Below are 18,490 nucleotides of genomic sequence, written 5' to 3' on the forward strand. Positions count from 1 at the left end.
TTTACATATTTTTAATTAATTCATCAGCGAACTCAGAACATTTAACTTCTGTTGCCCCGTCCATTAAACGAGCAAAGTCATAAGTTACAACTTTAGCAGCAATAGATTTTTCCATTGAATCCATAATTAATTTTGCAGCTTCATTCCATCCAAGATGTTCAAGCATTAATACACCTGAAAGGATGACAGAAGATGGATTTACTTTATCTAAACCAGCATATTTCGGAGCTGTTCCGTGAGTAGCTTCGAAAATTGCATGTCCAGTTACGTAGTTAATGTTTGCTCCTGGAGCAATACCAATACCACCAACTTGAGCAGCTAAAGCATCCGAAATATAGTCTCCGTTTAAGTTCATAGTAGCTACTACATCGAACTCTTTAGGACGAGTTAAAATTTGTTGTAAGAAGATATCAGCGATTGAATCTTTTACTAAGATTTTGCCAGCTGCAAGTGCTTCAGTTTGCGCTTTGTCAGCAGCTTCTGTACCTTGCTCTTCTTTGATAGCATCATATTGGTTCCAAGTAAATACTTTATCACCGAATTCTTGTTCAGCTACTTCGTAACCCCAAGTTTTGAAAGCACCTTCTGTGAACTTCATGATATTACCTTTGTGAACTAATGTTAAAGAAGTACGACCTTCTTTAATAATGTAGTTAAGAGCAGCGCGTACTAAACGTTTTGTTCCTTCTTCAGAAATTGGTTTAATACCAATACCAGAAGTTTCAGGGAAACGGATATTTTTAACAGCGAATTCATTTTTTAAGAAGTCGATTAACTTTTTAGCTTCATCTGAACCTTTTGCATATTCGATACCAGCATAAATATCTTCCGTATTTTCACGGAAAATGACCATATCTGTATCTTCTGGACGCTTAACCGGTGAAGGTACACCAGTGAAATAACGAACTGGGCGTAGACAAGTATATAGGTCAAGTTCTTGACGTAGAGCTACGTTTAAAGAACGGATACCTCCACCGATTGGTGTTGTAAGTGGACCTTTAATAGCGATTAAATACTCATCAATTACGTCAAGAGTTTCTTGTGGCAACCATTCGCCTGTTTGATCGAACGCTTTTTGACCTGCAAGAACTTCTTTCCATTCAATTTTCTTTTCACCGTTATATGCTTTTTCTACAGAAGCTTCTAAAACGCGGGATGCAGCTGCCCAAATATCTGGACCTGTTCCGTCTCCTTCTATGAAAGGAATTATTGCTGTGTTCGGTACATTAAGTACACCGTTTTCTACTGTTATTTTACCTGTTGTCATTTGTCATTTCCTCCTACTTTCATAATCATAGGGCCCAAAACACATAAGTGTTTCAGCCCTAATTCATTAAGAAAATTCTATTATCTTTCTTCAATTGGAATATATTTTTGCATTCCAGGTCCGATATAATCTGCACGTGGACGAATTAAGCGGTTATCTGAATATTGCTCTAAAATATGTGCTGTCCAACCAGAAACACGTGAAACAGCAAAAATAGGTGTAAATAAATCATGATCAATATTTAGAGAATGATATACAGAAGCTGAATAGAAGTCAACGTTCGGTGGTAAATTCTTTTGACCAGTTACGATATCTTCAATTTTCACCGACATATCATACCATTTAGACTCTCCGCGAAGAGCTGTTAATTTTTTAGACATCTCACGCAAATGTTTTGCTCTTGGATCGCCTTTTCTATACACGCGATGACCAAAGCCCATGATTTTTTCTTTGTTTGCAAGTTTTGCATTAATAAAGTCTTCTACGTTGTCGACTGTACCAATTTCAGTTAACATTTTCATCACTTGTTCGTTTGCTCCACCATGTAGTGGTCCTTTAAGAGCACCAATAGCAGCTACCACGCCTGAATACATATCAGAAAGGGTTGCAACACAAACACGAGCTGTAAATGTTGATGCATTCAGTTCATGATCTGCATGAAGAACTAATGCTTTATTAAATGCTTCAATTTCAATTTCTTCTGGCATTTCACCTGATAGCATGTACATGAAATTTGCAGCATAACCTAAATCTAATTTAGGTGCAATCGGATCAAGTCCTTTACGAACGCGAGAAAATGCTGTCACTAAAGTTGGGAGTTTAGCTTGAAGTTTAATGGCTTTTAAGTAGTTCGCCTCATCAGACATATCTTCAGCTGCATCATCATATAATGCAAGCATAGAAACAGCCGTTCTAAGAGCCGACATAGGGTGAACTTTTGAGATTGGATAAGTTTTGAAATGATTAAGTATTTCTTGAGGAACTGACATATTATCAGCCAATTGTTGTTTTAATTCTGCAAGTTCGTCCGCTTTTGGAAGGCGTTTATTCCATAGTAGAAATACTACCTCTTCAAAGCTTGCATTTATTGCTAAATCATCAATATCATAGCCAACATATGTAAGTGTGTCATCAATAATTGAACTGATGGCAGACTGCGTTGCTACAACACCTTCTAAACCACGAGTAGTTGCTGTCATAAAAATCTCTCCTTCTTGTCCAGATTAAATACTTTGTCTCCCAAGGTCAGCGGATAATGATCTATCTGGTTATGAAATGTACCTTATTCATGCTTACTATTGTATTATAATCAATTTGGGCGATTTTGTGAATGAAAACGCTTAAAAAAATTAAAAAATAGTGTTTTAGTTTCCAAATAGTTGAAAAGATTGGGTGAAAATGATTGCTTTGCAAATAAATAAGAAAGAAATTATTTCTCTATGGATACCAATTGGTATTATTATACTAATATTATTTATTGCATACCCTTTAGCTCTAGCAATTTTATGCGGATATTTTTTACATCCTATTACTAATTTTTTCTACAATAAGTTCAAAATCCCAATAATCTTAAGTGTTCTTCTTACGGAATTCCTCATTTTATCTGGGATTCTATTATTACTATTCTTTTTAGTACAATCTCTCATTGATTTAATACCACTTATTCATAGCCATGTTGTAAAAATACCGGTTATCGAGTTAAAAAGACTTCCAATATTTTCAATGTTCGAAGAGGAATTTCAAACTATTTTAAATAATATAATGAATAATCTTTTGATTTACATTACTCATTTACCTTCCTATTTTTTTGAACTTTTTCTTTTTAGTATGGGATTATTTTTATCGTTACATGAATCTTTAAAAAATCGACTGTGGTTTTTAGTATACCTTCCGAAAAAAACAAGAGGTTTTAGTGAAAGAGCCTTGAAGAAGTCTTCTGGGGTTATGAACAAATTTATTTCCGTAGAAGTAAAACTATTTTTATTAACTTTTATTCTACTAACTATTGGTTTCGCCATATTAGGTCTGCATCAACCACTAAAGTATGCTTTTTTAGTTTCCTTAGTTGATAGCATACCTTTTCTAGGGACTGGCTTAATATTGATACCACTTAGTATTTACTTTTTTTTACTAAATCAACATACTGTAGGTATCATAATCTTACTGCTATATGTATTTGTTCAGTTGACTAGGCATATTGTGGAGTCCATGTTATGGTCTTCCTCTATGCAAATAAAGGCTGTCCACGTATTCTTTCTAAGCGCGGCAGCCATTTTAATCTTTGGAGTAATAGGAATATTATTTAGTCCATTCATTTATTTAATCGCAAATAAATGGATAGGTATTACAAAGTCTTCATGACAATCACTTGACCTTTTTTCATTTTTTTTCGAATCCATTTATAAATAAGTGGTTTAAATAGATTTCTGGAAGGACCAAACAAAAGTAATAGACCTATAATATCTGATATAAAACCTGGAAAAATGACTAATATAGAACCAATAAATACACATATTCCATTGATAGCTGCTTCTCCAGGTGCTTGATGATTTTTTAAACTATCTGAAAACTCTCTAAATGCTTTCATTCCTTGTTTTTTAACAAAGTAAGCTCCTATTATTCCTGATGCTAAAATGAGAAGAAATGTATAACCTACTCCGATAGTTTTACCGGATAAAAGTAAAATATATAATTCCATTACTGGAATGACAATAAATAAACTTAAAATCCATTTCATGTATTCACCCTCCATATATATGGTAATTGCCTCACCTTTTATGGTGAGGCAATTTTTAGATTAGGTTTACTTTTGGTTAAATTATACTTGCCTTACCGTGGTAAATAACACCACTTTCAGCATCAATCGTAAGTTCTTGTCCGTTACTGATTAAACTTGTAGCATTGTTAACACCAACAATTACAGGAATGCCTAAACTTAGTCCAACTACAGCAGCATGGCTAGTTAGTCCACCTTCTTCTGTAATGAGTCCTTTACACTTCTCAATAGCAGGAATCATGTCTCGATCGGAACCAATTGTAACAATGATACTATCAGAGGTGTCCTTTCCAAGAAGCTCTCGTGCATTACTTACAACAACTGCTTTCCCAAAAGCGGTAAGCTTGCCAATTCCTTGTCCTTTAGCAACCATGTCGCCAATGACATGAACTTTCATTAAATTAGTTGTACCTGCCTCACCAACTGGAACACCCGCTGTAATAACTACTAAGTCACCATGCGTCACATATTGATGAAGAATACTTTCTTCAACTGCCACTTCTAATACTTCATCCGTTGAATAAGCTTTTTTACCAACAATAGGGTACACTCCCCAAACTAGTGTTAACTTTCTAGAAGGCACACTAGAGGAAGTCACTGCAATGATTGGAACACCTGGTCTAAATTTAGAAATCATTTGAGCTGTATGTCCACTTTCAGTAGGTGCAATAACCGCTTTAACTTTCAAATTTATCGCTGTATGAGCAACTGCTTGACCAATTGCATCAGTTAAGTTCACTTCCCGAGCTTTACTTAACTTCGTAACGATTGATCGATAATCTACCGCATTTTCCGTTCTTTTTGCAATCTTATCCATTGTTTGTACAGCCTCTACTGGATATAAACCCGCTGCCGTTTCACCGGATAACATAATCGCATCTGTTCCATCAAATATCGCATTCGCTACGTCACTTGCTTCCGCACGAGTAGGTCGTGGATTACGCTGCATGGAATCTAACATTTGAGTAGCTGTAATGACTGGCTTACCCGCGGCATTACATTTTTGAATAAGACTCTTTTGAACTAATGGAACTTCTTCTGCAGGAATTTCTACTCCAAGATCTCCTCTTGCTACCATTAGACCATCCGATACTTGAATAATCTCATCAATGTTATCTACGCCTTCTTGGTTTTCAATTTTAGGGATAATTTGAATATGAGAACCGTTATTCTTTTCAAGGAGCTCCCGAATTTCCAATACGTCTTTTGCACGACGAACAAATGATGCTGCGATGAAATCTACACCTTGTTCAATACCAAATAGAATATCTTTTGAATCTTTTTCCGTTATGCCAGGTAACTGCACAGATACCCCTGGAACATTAACACCTTTATTGTTTTTTAAAGTCCCTGCGTTTTGAACAAATGTTGTTATAACTCCATCGTTTGTGTTAATTTTTGTAACGATTAATTCAATTAGCCCATCATCCAGTAATATAGTAGAACCAACTTGTACATCCTCGATTAACTTTTCGTACGTTATAGAAAAACGGCTACTATTTCCTAATACTTCGACCATGGAGATTTCGATTGTTTGACCTGAATCTAACTCGATACCATCATTTTCCATTTTATGCGTGCGAATTTCAGGACCTTTTGTGTCTAATAATATCCCTACAATTTTCCCTAATTTGTTTGACACTTCTCTAATTCTTTGAATTCTTGTCGCATGTTCCTCGTGATTTCCGTGTGAAAAGTTTAAACGAGCAACGTTCATACCGCTTTCAATCAGTTTTTGTAACATTTCCTCTGATTCACTTGCGGGTCCAATTGTACATACTATTTTTGTTTTTCTCATAGTCCTGTCCTCTCTATATAAAAGTTATTTCCATTCTACTAAATGGATAACTCTTTCGATAATTGATACATTAATAAATCAAAATCTTCGCCTTTTTCAAATGCTTCATTCATATCATAGTCTACCACTTGATGATTCTGTATGCCAACTGCACGTCCTCCATGTCCTGCAAGTAATACTTCGACTGCTCTAGCTCCAAATAAGCTAGCTAACACTCGATCGCGGCCAGTTGGAGAACCACCTCGTTGAATATGCCCTAATACAGATACTCTAGTGTCAATATTAGCATGCTTCATAAGGTGAGAAGCAAATTCCGAACCACTCATGACCCCTTCTGCAACAATTATGATACTATGCTTTTTACCACGAGCTGTCCCACTCTTTAATTTTTCGACTATTTCCTCCATATCGAATTCTACTTCCGGAATAATAATCGTTTCTGCTCCTCCTGCAAGTCCTGCCCATAAAGCTAAATCGCCAGCATCCCTACCCATTACTTCGATAATAAATGTACGATCATGAGAAGTTGCAGTATCTCTTATTTTATCTATACATTCAATCACTGTATTTAAAGCAGTATCGAAGCCGAGTGTATAATCTGTACCTGGTATATCATTGTCAATTGTTCCTGGAATACCAACACATGGAAAACCATTTTTCGTTAGCGTCATGGATCCACGATAAGAACCATCCCCACCAATTACAACTAACCCATCAATTCCATTTGCTTTTAACTGTTCAATTGCTTTTTGTTGTCCTTCTTCCGTTCGAAACTCAAGCGAGCGTGCAGAGAAAAGCTTGGTTCCACCCCTTTGAATAATATCACCAACTGATCCTAACGTTAGTAATTCCATATTTCCCTCAATTAGTCCTTGGTATCCATGAAAAATCCCTACTACTTCTAATCCTTCATAAATTGCTTTTCTAACTACAGCACGAATCGCTGCATTCATCCCTGGAGCATCGCCACCACTTGTTAAAACACCTATACGTTTCAAAATTTCCCCTCCACTCTATGTATTTAATAACTCAAGCTTAACACGAAATGGATCAAAAAAAAAATGCGTCTAAACAGACGCATTCTCCTCACTAAAAACCCCTATATTTTTAAATTTCTTATAACGGTCTTCAATTAATTCATCCGCTGTTAATTTACAAAGCTCCTGTAACGAATTAATAAGAGCTTCTTTCATATATTTGGCTTGTGTTTCAGGATCTCTATGAGCACCACCATGCACTTCTTTAATAACTGTATCAATAATCTGCATTTCTTTCAGGTCAGGTGCTGTAATTTTCATTGCTTCAGCCGCTTGCTTTGCAAGAGATGAGTCTTTCCAGAGAATTGAAGCTGCGCCTTCAGGTGAGATTACCGAGTAAGTAGAGTTTTCAAGCATTTGAATACGGTTTGTAAGACCTAAACCAAGTGCTCCTCCACTTCCTCCTTCTCCGATTACAACACTTATAACAGGGACTTTTAAGCCCGCCATCTCCACTAAATTTCTTGCAATTGCTTCACTTTGTCCTCTTTCTTCGGCAGCTTTCCCTGGATAAGCACCTTTCGTATCGATGAAACAAATAATAGGGCGATTAAACTTTTCCGCTTGTTTCATTAAACGAAGTGCTTTTCTGTAACCTTCTGGATGAGGCATCCCAAAATTTCGTTTTATATTTTCTTTTGTATCAATTCCTCTTTGATGCCCAATAACTGTTAGTGGTTTTCCTTCTAAAAACGCAATTCCACCAATGATTGCTGCATCATCTCCGTATAAACGATCGCCATGCAGTTCGATAAAATCTGTAAATAATAATTGTATATAATCTCTTGAAGTGGGACGTCCTGGATGTCGTGCTACTTGAACACGGTCCCAAGGCTGCATATTTTCATAAATATCTTTTTCTAGTTTTTTTAATCGTTCTTCTAGTTTTTCGATTTCCGCTGTCATATCTACATCTGCTCTTGCAGTGTATTCTTTTAACTCATCGATTTTTGTTTTTAATTGAACAATCGGTTCTTCAAAAGGCAATGTTTTTACCACGTTGTAACCTCCTTATGGACATGCATTTTAACAAGTAATGATACTTTTTCACGCATGTCTTTTCGGTGAACGACAGCATCTAATTGACCATGATCCAATAAAAACTCGGCCGTTTGGAAATCCTCCGGAAGTTTTTCGCGCACTGTCTGTTCAATCACTCTTCGACCAGCAAATCCAATTAACGCTTTCGGCTCTGCTAAATTAATGTCCCCAACTGAAGCAAAACTAGCCGAGACTCCACCAGTAGTTGGATGTGTCAAAATAGAAATATATAATTGACCTTGATCACTGTGTCTTTTTAAAGCGACAGATGTTTTCGCCATTTGCATAAGGGACAAAACCCCTTCTTGCATTCTCGCTCCACCACTTGCAGTGAATATAATAAAAGGCACTCGCAGTTCTGTCGCTTTTTCGATGGCTCTTGTAATTTTTTCTCCGACCACGGACCCCATGGAACCCATTCTAAAATGTGAATCCATTATCGCTACCACTACTTTTTGCTCTTCTAATGCTCCTACTCCTGTTAATACAGCCTCATTCAAACCAGTTTTCTTCACATCTGATTTTACTTTTTCAGTATAACTTGGAAAGTTTAATGGGTTAACTGTTTGAAGATGATTATCCATGGAAACAAATGAATTCTCGTCTAAAAATATTTCCATGCGCTCAAATGCTGTCATTTTCATATGGTGATCACATGATGGGCATACTTTTAAGTTTTTCATTAAGTCCTTTGTAAATACGTTTTTTCTACATTCAGGACATTTCATCATAATTCCTTCTGGCACATCGTTTTTGGCTTTATCTGCAGGAATTGCTACATATTTCTTTTTATGATTATTTCTAAAAATATCTCGTATCATATATTTATCTCCCCTGTTCATTAGAAAAGTGCAAGGCTCTGTTGCTAGAAAATTAGTTGAAAGGATAATAATTCTTCCTTATTGAATTAACAAAAGCCATTCGTTATATAGAGTTACTGCCAATTGTTCATCTCTATTTTTCAAGCCATTGAGCAATTTTCTCCACGTTTCTTTTTCTTCTGTTCCCATTGGATTTCTATAAGGTTCCCCAGCAAATTGTTTTAACAAAAACCATATTTTCAATGCAAGGCGATTATCGGATATAATAATTATTTCTCTAATGATATCCTCACGAATAACCTCTTCATTTTGCAATTTAAGTAGGAACGCATCCCAAATGAACTGACTTGAAAAGTTTTCTGAGGTGCATATTGTTCGAATCGCTTCTTTTTCTAGTGTTTCCCTTGTCTTGTGAACGTCTTTTTTAGACTTAGATTCTTGTAAAACAAAAGTAGATAATAACTCCACTAATTGATGTTTACGAAAATCAGAAAGAAAAGTTCCTTCCCCTCTTCTTGTTTCAATTAATCCAAGTAATTCTAAACTTCTGAGTGCTTCCCTTACAGTTGACCTGCCAACCTGCATTCTTTCTGCTAATTCTCTTTCAGAGGGCAGTTTACCTCCAACTGCAACATTTTCTTCTTTAATAAGCTCTCTCAGTCGCTTAACAATCTCTAAAAACATTTTGCTTGAATTATTTTTGGGATTCATACATGCACACTCTTCCATTTATTACAAAGTGGTCTGACCACTGATAGTTACTAGCATACAAAATATTTGTCAAAACGTAAAGAAAAAACTGTACAAAAGAGCACAGTCGATCTTTTACAATTTATAATAACAAAAAGCTAGATTCGGTTATTTGAATGTATTTATTTAATTTGTATTATTTATTCACACGTCTGTTGATTAACTATTTTCTTACATTTTAGCAAAAAAGGGCTCATAGAATCCATTTGCATTGACACGTTTTCGGTTTACTTTGGACACTTTAGATATATTGCGTCTTAAGAAATTTGCCGCTGGGATTTTCACTGCAGGGCGGACGCTTTCCGCCGGGTGAGCGATGAGCCTTCACCGCCGCTACGCGTTCGTTGTGAAGCCTCATTTTGCTCACTGAGGGTCGAAGGCTAGAAGCGCCACATCGTGTGGCAACACCTTCGTGACCAACATCCTGTTGGCCTCCGGCTGGAGTCGCCACCCTTCCGCTTCAATCCACCATATTTGCTAACTAGTCAGTATCACTACTCGCCATTAAATGTTAGGAAGCATTGTCTAAAAAATCCGATAAATGGATGAATTTTACAAACTAGCAACTAAACGCGACTATCCTCTCATTATAATGGGTTTACTTGGAATGAGATGACACTTATTGATTGGACATACGATAAATAATGGGTACTAACAAATAACCACTATCCTTGTGGCACTTTTTAATATTTAGTTGGAATTTTAGAGTATTTAGTTGGAAAAGCATTTATTCTTCACCTTTTTATACGTAATTACCCTACTTTGAATAACTAGCAAGCTCAATTGGATTGTAGCGAAAGGGAGGCGACTTCTGTGGGAATAGCACGAGCTGAAGACCCTGGACTAAGCGCAGCGAAGGAAGCGGCTGAAGCCGCGCCCGCGGAAAGCGCCATCCCTGTAGCGAAAATCCCTTCCGAAGTTTACTAAGTCGCACTATTTTTAAAATATAATTTATTGGTTACCTTTAGTTAATTCACATATGTTATTGGGAATAATCAGCTAATCAACTGACGTGATTAATTTGGTTTTTATTTGAGTTCTTCCATTTCTCCGTTCAGATTTTCCTTCTATTATTATGATCGTCTGCTCCTCTAATAATAAATTATATCTTGAATACTCTTCAGGAAATAAAGTAATAGAAATACTTCCAGTTTCATCTTGTGCAGTTACAAATGCCATGGACTCTCCTTTTTTTGTGCGAATCCTTTTAATTTCTTGAATAAGGCCAACTATTTTTACATTCCATTCTTTTGTTGACTGTTGCACATCCCATATGTTGTCGATTTTTTCAGAGGCATTTTTTTTCACAGAAACAGTTGGATGTTCCGAAAAATATTGGCCAAGTACTTCTTTTTCAAATTGAAGCTTTATCAATAATGGCATTGGATCGGATTTTATATATTTTGATTTCCCAAAATGAGAAGCGTCCCCGCCAAACAAATCATTTTCTTCTGTTGGACTAACAAGTTCGGCGTATTTTACCGCTGGGTCTAATGTTGCCAGTAACGTTGCCCTTTCTTCGTTCAATTCATCCATTGCTCCTGCTTTAATAAGGGGTTCAATATTTTTTCGGGTGAAATGGATAGCACTTAAATCAGAGGCGAATTCAAAAATATCCATCCAGTTTGTTGTTTTATTAACTCTTTGTTGCAATAGCTTTTGTGTAAACGAATGTGAAACCCCTTTAATAGCTTGCAATCCAAATCTCACAGCTCCATTCTCCACGGAAAAGTATGGTTGACTATTTTGAATAGATGGTGGCAGAACTTTAATACCTTTTTGTTTCATTTCCATTAATAACTGATTTATTTTCTCCTGATTTCCAGACGCTGAACTTAATATTGCACAGTAAAATTCAACAGGAAAATGAGCTTTTAAAAAAGCCATCTGATAGGAAATAAAACTATAAGCTACCGCATGGCTCTTAGGAAATCCATAATCTGCAAATCGAACAATTAAATCATAAACGGATGAAGCAGCAACTTCTGTATGTCCAAGTAATTTTGCCTTTTTAATAAAATGGGTTCTTTCTTTTTGAAGTATTTCTCTATTTTTTTTACTTACTGCTCTTCTAAGTAAATCAGCTTCTCCAAAAGTAAAGCCTGCCATTTGTGAAGCAATTTGCATAATTTGCTCTTGATAAACGATAATACCATATGTTTCTTTCAAAATGGGCTCTAATACTGGATGTTCATAGGTAACAGCTTGCTGTCCTAATTTTCTTTTTGCATATAGCGGAATACTTTCCATCGGACCTGGTCTATAGAGTGCATTTACCGCAACTATATCTTCGAACTTTGTCGGTTTTATTTGTTTTAGTGCATTTCGCATTCCTGCCGATTCTAATTGAAATACACCAGTCGCATCTCCATTTTGTAACAGTTGGAAAGTAAGCTTATCATTTAACGGAATAGTATCTAAGGTTAATTGGGAAGTTTTTTTATAGTTAATCAGATTTAATATACGATCGATAATTGTTAAATTTCTTAGACCTAGAAAATCCATTTTAAGCAAGCCAATCTGTTCTAATTCTTTCATGGGCCATTGGGTTAGAAATATATCATCATGGCCATTTTGGATAGGCACCACATCCACAAGTGGAACTGGTGAAAGGATGACACCTGCTGCATGTGTGGAGGCATTTCTAGGTAACCCTTCTAATGCCAATGCCACGTCAAACCATTTTTTTCGAATTTCTTCTGTCGCGATAAAGTCACGTAGTTTTTGCGATTGGTCGTATGCTTCTTTTAAAGAAATCCCTAGTTTAGAAGGGATGAAGGAAGAGATGGCCTCGAGCGTGGTTGATTCAAATCCAAACACTCTAGCCACTTCTCTTGCCACTGCTTTTGCTGACAGAGTTCCAAATGTAATAATTTGAGACACATTTTGTTTACCATACTTTTCAGCTACATATTGAATTACTTCCATTCTCTTTGAATCAGCAAAATCTATGTCAATATCTGGCAAGGTAATACGTTCCGGATTTAAAAAGCGTTCAAACAAGAGACCATACTCGAGCGGGTCTACATCGGTTATGAAAAGCGAATAAGCAACGAGAGAACTTGCGGAAGATCCCCGTCCTGGTCCAGTTAAGATTCCTGCTTGTTTCGCAAATTTTATAAAATCTTGCACAATTAAAAAATAATCTTCATAATTCATCTGACCGATAACTTGAAGCTCATAATTTAAACGATCCAAATACTTTGGCGAGATGCTTTTCACTCGAATTTTTAATCCCTCTTCACAAAGGTTACGTAAGTAGTCTTTTGCTAAAACGGATTGAGGCAACTGATACTTAGGCATATATTGCGATTGCTGTTCAAATGATACCTGACAACTTTCTAACATTTTTTCTGTGTTTTCAAGCCACTCCGGAACGTCTGAAAACCAATTGAACCATTCTTCACCTGAAAGTACATGAAATGAATGATCGGAAGGCTTTAATCGATTACGATCAGACATTTTAACTGATTGATCCATCGCATTTAATACTTCAAAAGCAAATGCATCTTCTTTCTCTATGTACCGACTCATATGAAAAGCAGTAATTGGTATTGAAAGTTTTTCCGCAAATGAGGTAATCTCCGCTTCTATTCCTTGCTTTATCCCATTTGGACGTTCAATTCCGGCATATAAATTTGTAGGACTGACGATTTCAGCTAATTCGGCCATTGCATTAGGAGTAAACGAATCGTCGCATTTATAGACGACGATTAATCCCTCATTGTATGCTTGCAACCATTTTATCGGTAGTTCAGATAACTCTCTAGTTTCTAAGCTACTTGAGATTTTCAGTATATTTTCATATCCATTACTATTTTTAGCGTAAAGTATTATGGAGCTAGGATGATTATCTAATTTTATTTTAATCGAAAGTCCTATTACTGGATGAATTTGGTGTTTTTTTAATTCGTGCCAAAAAGGCAACATACCATACAATCTGCTGTTTGTAATGGCGGCTGCCTTGGCATTATTCAATTTCAGTTTTTGGATAAGTTGCTCCAATTGAATCGTACTTTTCAGCATATCCGCTGAAGTTACTATTTGTGGATATACCGTTACCATATATAACACCTCAATTTACAACTTTTTTAAATCCTCAATTACCTGATCTGCTTCCTCCCAAGTTTTTACGGAAGCACCGGAAGCAAGCGGATGACCACCGCCACCATATTTTTTTGCAATCACATTAATAATAGGGCCTTTTGAGCGGAGACGTACTCTGATTTCTTTTGTATCTTCAATGAAGAATACCCAACATCTCATTCCTCTTACATCCGCTAAAGATCCTACTAATAAGGAAGCCTCAGATTCATCAACATTGTATTTCTGTAAAATCTCTGTTGTCAGTTTAACAAATCCGACCCCGTTTTCAACCATGCTAAAGTTTTCGTAAACATACCCTTTTAAATGGAGCAAGTTTCTATCTACTTCATACATTCCGTTAAACAATTCCGTACGATCAAATCCATAAGAAAGTAGCGCTCCTGCATAGGTCATTGTTTGTAATGTAGTACTTTGAAACATGAACCTTCCAGTGTCCCCAACTATTCCTGCAAACAGCAATCTCGCAATACTTGCATTCATTTTCCAACCCTTATAATCCTTCGCTTCATCAAATAATTCACAAATCATTTCACTTGTAGAGCTTGAGTTCGTATCCACCCATAATAGATCACCATAAGCATCATCATTTGGATGATGATCTATTTTAATGATTGCTTTACCTAACTTGTATCGCTCATCATCTATTCTTTCCGTATTTGCGGTATCCGTAATAATAATTAAAGCATCCCTGAAATCGTCATCTGTAACGTTATCAGGATGAGCTAAGAAGTCTAATGTATTTTCATGTTTTCCTGTTGCTAATACTTTTTTTTGTGGAAAATTAAATGAAATTAACTCTTTTAATCCAATTTGAGAACCATAAGCATCCGGATCAGGCCTTACATGTCGATGTATAATTATTTTGTTAGCCTCTTCGATTGTGTCAATGATTTGTCTTTTCATTTCATTTCCTCCATTTAATCAAGTTTTCTATTCGCATTTTCACAAATTAACCTATACAATAATGAAAGCTTATTTTTTTATTGGAGGTTCATTATGTTTCTTAATGGAATATTTATATTAGCAATTATCGTTTCTTTTGTATGGTATTTTTATTTTAAAACAAAACAGTTTCGTACTTCACTACCAATTCGGAAAAAATGGTTTTCAGCTAAGGCTTCTATTTGTTTAGGTGCATTTTTATTGTTTTTTGGATTGAACTTTATCATTGTATTTCCCTCGTCCGTTACGTATGTAATCTCTGCTCTATTTATCTTAATAGGTGGTTATTTTATGTATTATAATTATAAAGTATTCAAGCATTACGGACAATTTGTTCAAGAGGAACTAGATTTAAACAAATGATGCAGCTTTAGAGCTGCATCATTTTTATTATCGTTCTAACAATTGGTACGTAATCATTGCTTTTCCTACAAGTTGTTTTTCATTGAATACTTCTAAATCCATTTTTGCTACTTTTCTACTCATCTCTAACACTTTGGTGTTAACACGCAGAATACTTTCTAACTGTATTGGCTTCGTAAAATAGATCGTCATATTTTCTACTACGCTTTCCCCACGTTTGCGAATTTTCAACGTTTGAGATCCAGTTTCAGTCAAAAGAATGGAGAAGGCACCATAAGACATCGCCCCATAATGATTGGTCATTTGAGGGGTTACGACAAACTCAAAAATAAATTCCTCTGTAGAAATTAGTTTTATTTGCTGTTTGACAATATCGTCAATTGTTTCTCCATTTTGTGGTTGTCTGGAGGCAGCTTGCAATGCTTTTAGCACATCTTGTCTGCTTATGACACCTTCTAAATTGTTGTTGTCTCTTACTACAGGCAACAAGTCGATTCCTTCCCAAATCATCCGATGGCTTGCAGATGCTACGCTTGTTTTCAGGGTAATAGCAATTGGATTTTTCGTCATTACTTTCTCCACTAGTTCATCGCTTTCTTTTCCAATAACATCTCTTGCAGTAACAATCCCTACTAGTTTATTAGCTGCATCTACAACTGGAAAACCCCCGTGAGTCGTTAATTGGTTCAATTCACGATATCGCTTTACATGATCATTTGTTTGAAGAAAGAACGTATCTCTTAAAGGAATATATATATCTTCAATAAGCAATACATCTTTTTTTATAAGTTGATCATCGATTGCACGATTAATCATTGTAGCAACTGTAAAAGTATCATAGCTCGTTGAAATAACAGGTAGCTCTAAATCATCTGCTAGTTTTGTTATTTTCTCTGATACGTCAAAACCACCCGTTACAAGTACGGCTGCTCCAGCAAGTAATCCATGTTCATGCACTTGGAGACGATTTCCAACTATTAGTAAATTGCTAGGTCCTACATAACGCATCATATCTTCTACTTGCATTGCACCAATAACAAATTTATTTAGTGTTTTATATAGACCGGCTTTTCCGCCTAAAACTTGTCCATCGACTATATTTACAACTTCCGCAAATGTTAATCGTTCAAAATGCTCTTTTTTCTTCAATTCAATTCGGATTGTTCCGACACGTTCGATTGTACTAACAATCCTTCTTGTTTCTGCTTCTTTTATCGCTCGGTAAGCAGTTCCTTCACTTACAGTTAGATCTTTTGCAATTTTTCTAACAGATATTTTATCTCCAACTGGGAGCTTTTCTATATATGCTAAAATTTGCTCATGTTTTGTTGTCATGTAGTCACATCCAAACGATTGTTGTACGTTTATTGTACCACATTATTCACATTTTCTTAGTGAGCTACAGTTGCACAATTCCTCCAGCATTTAGAATTTGAACTTCGGAATTTGTCACTAATACCTTAAAATGATTTGGATCTTGTTGAATGACTGGAAATGTATTGTAATGAATCGGTACTACTATTCTTGGTTTTAGAAGTTCTGTAGCATAAGCAGCATCTTCTGGTCCCATTGTGAAATTATCTCCAATTGGTAAAAAGGCAACATCTATATCGTTTCGATCACCAATCAGTTTCATGTCCCCAAAAAGAGCGGTATCTCCCGCATGATATATAGTCTTGCCTTCTGCCGTAAACAAGATTCCTCCTGGCATTCCGGTATAAATAGTACCATTATCTGAAGTATCATATGAAGAACTATGAAAAGCATGAGTGTATTTAACTTTTCCAAAATCAAATTGATAAGCTCCACCTAATCCCATTTCATGGGTAGTGATTCCTTGCGTTGCTAGATATTCGGCAAGCTCAAAAGGTGCAACAACAAGTGCATTACTTTGTTTTGCAATATCAATTGTGTCACCAACATGATCATTATGACCATGCGTTAACAAGATAGCGTCTGGGCTTTCATCAGAGGCATTTAAATCTGTCATTCCATTCCCTGAAATAAATGGATCAATTAAAATTGTATAGTTCCCTGTTTTTATTTTCACTACTGAATGTCCATGATAACTAATTTGCATTGTCAATTCTCCTTTTAATTGTTTTTTTCTTTCTATATTTCATTCAACTTTAATGCTAGAATTCCTCTATTCTGCTATTCTTAAATTATAAATTAAAAAGAGGTGCTCAGATGAAACAAGTAGAAAAAATTCAAAGTTATTTACAATCAAATAATATTGATGCAGCTTTTATAACAACTCCAGACAATGTTTTTTATTTTACTGGATTTAGAAGTAATCCACATGAACGATTACTTGGTGTATTAATCTATAAAGAAGCAACCCCTTTTATTATTTGTCCTAAAATGGAAATTCCAGATGCAGCTGCAACAGGATGGTCTGGAAAAATTGTTGGCCATCAAGATACGGAAAATGCTTGGGATATTGTTGTTCAAACAATTCAAGATAATATAGGTACTATTAATACTTTAGCAATTGAAAAGGCTCATTTAACTGTAGAGCGTCAAGAAGCTATTCAAGAGAGAATTCCTTCCATTCAAATTTCAAGAATCGATGAAAAGATAAATGAGCTACGCGTAATTAAGACTGAAGATGAATTAGTTAATATGCGAAAAGCTGCTGAGCTTGCCGATTACGCAATTGAAGTTGGTTGCAAAGAAATTGCGGAAGGAAAAACTGAGTTAGAAATATTAACGGCTATTGAGTTAGCGGTAAAAGACAAAGGCGCATCTCAAATGTCATTTGATACAATGGTCCTAAGTGGTCCTAAAACAGCTTCTCCTCATGGTAAGCCAGGTGATCGCAAAATCCAAAAAGGGGATTTAATTTTATTTGACCTGGGTGTTATTTACAACGGTTATTGCTCTGACATAACAAGAACAGTAGCTTTTGGAGAACCTTCCGCTGAGAAACGTGAAATTTATGAAACTGTTCGTCGTGCCGAAGAAGACGCTGTAAATGCAGTGAAACCAGGAGTAACCGCAATGGCTCTTGATAAAATTGCACGCGATGTTATTACGGAAGCGGGTTACGGTGAGTATTTCACTCATCGCTTAGGACATGGGCTTGGAATTTCCGTGCACGAATTCCCATCCATCACTGGTGTTAACGAGATGAAATTAGAAACTGGTATGGTATTCACAATTGAACCTGGCATTTACCATCCTGAAATCACGGGCGTACGAATAGAAGACGACGTTGTGGTTACAGAGGATGGCGTAGAAGTACTTACTAAGTTTCCTAAAGAATTAATTGTTTTATAAGAAAATCGTAGACGTCTTTTAAGTGAATCTTGTCTTTTCTATTTCTCAAGTACTTTAGACTAAGCATCAACTACACTATTACCCTTGGAAATTTTGTGGATCGTGAAGTGACTATGTCACTTCACGATCCACTTTTTTTCGGTAATCTTGTGGCAGATGTTTATCCGTTGCCCTCTTGAAATATATAAAGACAAGGTGCATTTGGTTTGGATAATGAGCGATAAGATGCTATCCCAATCTTTTAAAAGCGGACTAAGATACAATTTCGTCCGCCCAGCACTTCTTTATAAATACAGGTCTGTTGAT

At 35.9% G+C, this 18,490-nt stretch carries 15 protein-coding genes; 3 read left to right on the plus strand and 12 right to left on the minus strand.

The annotated features are described in order from the left end of the window. Nucleotide 1: 1 nt before the first annotated feature. Together icd and citZ are read right to left on the minus strand one after the other, a co-directional pair. A complete protein-coding gene (icd, locus tag PB01_RS12915; RefSeq protein ID WP_151700588.1) occupies nt 2-1,267 on the minus strand; it encodes an NADP-dependent isocitrate dehydrogenase in 1,266 nt (421 codons plus the stop codon). An 80-nt stretch (nt 1,268-1,347) separates the two neighbouring features. Continuing rightward, nucleotides 1,348-2,466, minus strand: coding sequence for a citrate synthase (citZ, locus tag PB01_RS12920; protein ID WP_151700589.1), 1,119 nt, complete (start codon nt 2,464-2,466; stop codon nt 1,348-1,350). A gap of 199 nt (nt 2,467-2,665) precedes the next feature. Here citZ and PB01_RS12925 point away from each other — a divergent pair, with 199 nt between their 5' ends. Then, the gene (locus PB01_RS12925; RefSeq protein WP_151700590.1) at nt 2,666-3,628 is read left to right on the plus strand and encodes an AI-2E family transporter; all 963 of its coding nucleotides are present in this window, start codon (nt 2,666-2,668) and stop codon (nt 3,626-3,628) included. Here the strand turns inward: PB01_RS12925 and PB01_RS12930 are convergent. The 8 genes from PB01_RS12930 to PB01_RS12965 all read right to left on the minus strand — a co-directional run bounded on the left by PB01_RS12930 (nt 3,612) and on the right by PB01_RS12965 (nt 14,500). Next, the gene (locus PB01_RS12930; protein ID WP_151700591.1) at nt 3,612-4,004 is read right to left on the minus strand and encodes an FxsA family protein; all 393 of its coding nucleotides are present in this window, start codon (nt 4,002-4,004) and stop codon (nt 3,612-3,614) included. The genes PB01_RS12925 and PB01_RS12930 overlap by 17 nt on opposite strands. 76 nt (nt 4,005-4,080) lie before the next feature. Further along, complete coding sequence (gene pyk, locus PB01_RS12935) at nt 4,081-5,841, minus strand: pyruvate kinase (RefSeq protein WP_151700592.1); 1,761 nt, start codon at nt 5,839-5,841, stop codon at nt 4,081-4,083. A 38-nt stretch (nt 5,842-5,879) separates the two neighbouring features. Beyond that, complete coding sequence (pfkA, locus tag PB01_RS12940) at nt 5,880-6,839, minus strand: 6-phosphofructokinase (RefSeq protein WP_151700593.1); 960 nt, start codon at nt 6,837-6,839, stop codon at nt 5,880-5,882. 69 nt (nt 6,840-6,908) lie between these two features. Beyond that, a complete protein-coding gene (accA, locus tag PB01_RS12945) occupies nt 6,909-7,877 on the minus strand; it encodes an acetyl-CoA carboxylase carboxyl transferase subunit alpha (RefSeq protein WP_151700594.1) in 969 nt (322 codons plus the stop codon). After that, on the minus strand, nt 7,871-8,740 hold the full coding sequence (gene accD, locus PB01_RS12950; RefSeq protein WP_151700595.1) for an acetyl-CoA carboxylase, carboxyltransferase subunit beta: 870 nt from the start codon (nt 8,738-8,740) through the stop codon (nt 7,871-7,873). The genes accA and accD overlap by 7 nt, the downstream gene beginning before the upstream one ends. A gap of 78 nt (nt 8,741-8,818) precedes the next feature. Then, nucleotides 8,819-9,451 carry a FadR/GntR family transcriptional regulator gene (locus PB01_RS12955; protein ID WP_151700596.1) on the minus strand — a complete coding sequence of 211 codons (633 nt, stop codon included), beginning with the start codon at nt 9,449-9,451 and terminating at the stop codon, nt 8,819-8,821. A 1,038-nt stretch (nt 9,452-10,489) separates the two neighbouring features. Continuing rightward, complete coding sequence (dnaE, locus tag PB01_RS12960) at nt 10,490-13,555, minus strand: DNA polymerase III subunit alpha (RefSeq protein ID WP_151700597.1); 3,066 nt, start codon at nt 13,553-13,555, stop codon at nt 10,490-10,492. Nucleotides 13,556-13,570: 15 nt separating this feature from the next. Continuing rightward, nucleotides 13,571-14,500 carry a DHH family phosphoesterase gene (locus PB01_RS12965; RefSeq protein WP_151700598.1) on the minus strand — a complete coding sequence of 310 codons (930 nt, stop codon included), beginning with the start codon at nt 14,498-14,500 and terminating at the stop codon, nt 13,571-13,573. A gap of 93 nt (nt 14,501-14,593) precedes the next feature. On the opposite strand from PB01_RS12965, the gene PB01_RS12970 reads away from it, so the two are divergent. After that, on the plus strand, nt 14,594-14,902 hold the full coding sequence (locus PB01_RS12970) for a YtpI family protein (RefSeq protein WP_151700599.1): 309 nt from the start codon (nt 14,594-14,596) through the stop codon (nt 14,900-14,902). A gap of 27 nt (nt 14,903-14,929) precedes the next feature. Here PB01_RS12970 and PB01_RS12975 read toward each other — a convergent pair whose 3' ends face one another. Both PB01_RS12975 and PB01_RS12980 read right to left on the minus strand, forming a co-directional pair. Further along, nucleotides 14,930-16,237, minus strand: coding sequence for a DRTGG domain-containing protein (locus PB01_RS12975; RefSeq protein ID WP_151700600.1), 1,308 nt, complete (start codon nt 16,235-16,237; stop codon nt 14,930-14,932). Nucleotides 16,238-16,301: 64 nt separating this feature from the next. Then, entirely contained in the window at nt 16,302-16,982 is a 681-nt protein-coding gene (locus PB01_RS12980; protein WP_151700601.1) for a metal-dependent hydrolase, read from the minus strand. Nucleotides 16,983-17,092: 110 nt separating this feature from the next. Between PB01_RS12980 and PB01_RS12985 the strand changes: the two genes are divergently transcribed. After that, nucleotides 17,093-18,184: a M24 family metallopeptidase gene (locus PB01_RS12985; protein WP_151700602.1), complete on the plus strand. Its 1,092-nt coding sequence runs from the start codon at nt 17,093-17,095 to the stop codon at nt 18,182-18,184. Nucleotides 18,185-18,490 lie beyond the last annotated feature (306 nt).

Source organism: Psychrobacillus glaciei, assembly GCF_008973485.1.
Lineage (GTDB): Bacteria > Bacillota > Bacilli > Bacillales_A > Planococcaceae > Psychrobacillus > Psychrobacillus glaciei.